At 59.4% G+C, this 3,264-nt stretch carries 3 protein-coding genes; 1 reads left to right on the top strand and 2 read right to left on the bottom strand.

The genetic code is table 11. From position 1 onward, the window contains the following. Positions 1-264 precede the first annotated feature (264 nt). Positions 265-1,611: a metalloprotease PmbA gene (gene pmbA / locus AC2VNK_RS01145; RefSeq protein WP_486882501.1), complete on the top strand. Its 1,347-nt coding sequence runs from the start codon at positions 265-267 to the stop codon at positions 1,609-1,611. Here the strand turns inward: pmbA and lnt are convergent. Continuing rightward, entirely contained in the window at positions 1,580-3,100 is a 1,521-nt protein-coding gene (gene lnt, locus AC2VNK_RS01150) for an apolipoprotein N-acyltransferase (protein ID WP_486882503.1), read from the bottom strand. The genes pmbA and lnt overlap by 32 nt on opposite strands. Then, on the bottom strand, positions 3,097-3,261 hold the full coding sequence (locus AC2VNK_RS01155) for a hypothetical protein (protein WP_486882504.1): 165 nt from the start codon (positions 3,259-3,261) through the stop codon (positions 3,097-3,099). Before AC2VNK_RS01155 ends, lnt begins: the two co-directional genes overlap by 4 nt. Between the last annotated feature and the right edge of the window lie 3 nt (positions 3,262-3,264).

Genomic DNA, 3,264 nt, shown 5'->3' on the forward strand with positions numbered 1-3,264 from the left:
ATGTTCGACGACTCCTTTCATCGTAGTCACGCTCCTTTTAAATGCGACATTGGGTCAGAAAAGCGTTATTCCATTCCTATATATTAATAAACAATGAGCTAGGATCGCACGGATGTCTTTTGAGCAATAACGTTCACAATTCTCATTTACGTATAAACACCCAGTTTCTGTCGTATGGCAATCTTCGCGGTCCCAAGCTTCCCCTGCCCTAAAGCTTGGGGGTAAGATGAAAAGATCGTTCCATCACCTGCGGGAAAACACCTCATGAGCCAAGCCCCCCACTCCACCCTCGATACCAGCGCCCTGACCCAGATCGTTGACGACATGCTCAACCTTGCCCACGAGCAAGGTGCCAGTGCGGCAGAGGCTTCCGCCAGCACCGGCAAAGGCTTGTCGGTAACCGTGCGCTTAGGGGAAGTGGAGTCCATCGAATACCACCAGGACAAGGGGCTGGGGGTCACGGTCTATCTGGGTCAGTCCAAAGGCAGCGCCTCCACCTCGGACTTTTCCCGCAAGGCTTTGTCAGAAACCGTTTCAGCGGCGCTCACCATTGCCCGGCATACGGCGGCAGACCCTTTTGCCGGGCTTGCCGATCCCGAACTGCTCGCCAAGGACTTCCCGGATCTGGACCTTTATCATCCCTGGTCCATAGATGCTGACACCGCCGCTGATCTGGCACGTCGTTGCGAGGCGGCCGCCCGTGACAGCGATCCGCGCATTCACAACTCCGAAGGCGGCAGCCTCGGCACCGGCGAGGGCACGTCGATCTATGGCAATAGCCTGGGTTTCATGGGCAGCAGCCGTTCGTCGCGACACAGCCTGTCCTGCTCGGTGATTGCCGAAGACAGCAAAGGGGGCATGCAACGGGACTACTGGTACGATGTGGCCCGTGCCGCTGACGCCCTGGCGACACCGGAGGCTATCGGTAAGATAGCCGCTCAACGCGCCCTGCGCCGTCTGGATGCCCGCAAGGTGGCCACCACCAAGGCCCCGGTGCTTTTTGAAAACCAAGTCGCGTCCAGCCTTATCGGCCACCTCGCCAGCGCCATCAGCGGCGGCAGCCTGTATCGCAAAAGCTCCTTTCTGGTGGACAGTCTTGGCAAACAGATATTCCCGGAACACATTCGCATTTATGAAGAACCTTTACGGCGGCTCGGGTTGGGTAGCTGCAGTTTCGATGGCGAGGGGGTCGCCACCCGCAACCGCAACATCATCTCCGGGGGCGTACTGGAAGGCTACATCCTCGACAGTTACAGCGCCCGCAAATTAAACATGAAGACCACGGGTAATGCCGGCGGCGCCCACAATCTCACCTTGCAGCCGGGCAAGGCATCTCTGGATGAACTGCTCCGCCAGATGGGGCGCGGCCTGCTGGTTACCGAGCTCATCGGCTTCGGCATCAACATGGTAACCGGCGACTACTCACGGGGCGCGGCGGGCTTCTGGGTAGAGCACGGGGAGATTCAGTACCCCGTCGAAGAGATCACCATCGCCGGGACCTTGCAGGGCATGTTCCAGGGCATGTGCGCCGTGGGCAATGACTTGCTCATTCACGGCAACACCGGCTGCCCCTCCATCCTCATCGACGAGATGATGATTGCCGGCGACTGAGGACAACGGCCACCAGCAGAAGAACCGAACTCAACAGCAGATAGGGGAGACTGCCCCAGCGTCCGAAGGGTGTTTCTCCGGTCATCGGCTGTATGGCCCCGTTCAGGGTGCCCACCACAAACTGGGGCAATTGCGAAACCACCCGTCCATGCGGTGAGATCAGGGCGGTAATGCCCGTATTGGTCGCGCGAACATCGGGCTTCTGCTCCTGCAGGGACTGCATGGCCGCCATCTGCAGACTCTGTGCGGCGGCGATGCTGTGGCCGTACCAGGCATAATCACTGATATTCAAAAGAAAGGTGGCCCCCTCCTCCACGCCCTTGCGCACATCCCGGGAAAAGGACTCTTCATAGCAGATGGTTATACCGGCTTTCTGCCCATCTACAGGCAGGGCATAAGGCCCACGCCCGGAAGAGAAACTTCCCAGTCCCGGTAAAAAATGATGCACCAGCGGCCCGAACAGGCTGGGCATAGGGATGTACTCCCCAAAGGGCACCAGATGCTCTTTCTGATACCAGCGCAAGGGTGCCTTCCCGTCGATTTCCATGGCCGCATTGTAATATTTGTGGCCAACCTCCTCGGGAATACCGATGAGCAGGATTTTATGGTGCATCGCTGACCACTGCTGCAACTGCTCAATCAGACCGGGCAGCTCCGTCTGAAAAATGGGGAAAGCGGTCTCCGGCAGGACGATCAACTGGGTATCGGGCGGTGTCTGTAAAATCAGGTTTACGTAGTGATGCAGGATGGCACTGACTTTGCCAGCATTCCACTTCTCAGTGATGGGAATATTACCCTGCAGCAAAGTCACCCGCAGCAGTTTGCCTGCGGGATGGGTGAAGGGCACCGAAGCCGCCGCCATGGCCACACCGAACATCACGAGGAGCGAGGCGACACCCCCCATCAGTACATGACGGGACTGCCGCCGCTGCAGCATATAGACCAGGATGGCCGCCACCCCGGCGGTCGCCAGCCCTACTCCGTACTGCCCCAGCCAGGGCGCAAAGCCGCCGAGGGAGGCATGGGTCTGGGTATATCCCGTCGCCAGCCAGGGGAAGCCTGTGAAGAGATGTGCCCGCACCCATTCCCCAAAAATCCACAATACCGGCAGGGCCAACAACCGGGCGTTCCCGACAAAAAAGCGGCCGACCAGCCATAAGGCCAGCGCCGCGTAGACGGCGCAACAAGCAGCCAGCAAAGCGACGGCAGCGCCCGCCAATGCCCAGTCCATATTGGCAAAATTATGCAGGGTAATGGCAATCCAGCTCGTTCCCGCCGCAAAGGCCGCAAAACCGAAAACGGCGCCCAGAGCGGCCGCATGGCGCGGGCGCTCCTCTGTGGTCGCCAGCCAAAACAGGCCAAAAAGCAGGACGATGGCCAGCGGCCACAACGCAAAGGGCGCAAAGGCCAAAGGCCAGGCCGCACCCAAAATTAATGCGGCCAGAAGCCGCACGGGAAAGGATGTATTTTTCAGCGCATCACCCTTCATGCGCTACCCTGAGACGCCGTTTCCGGCAGGGATGCACTGCGCGGCGGCGTCACCCGCAAAATCTGCACCCGTTTACGATCCGCCCGCAATACTTCCAGCCGCAAATCCCCCTCCTCCACGACTTCACCCATACGCGGCACATGCCCCAAGCGCGCCGCCACCCA

The sequence above is a fragment of the Acidithiobacillus sp. TH-A35 genome, from assembly GCF_057473505.1.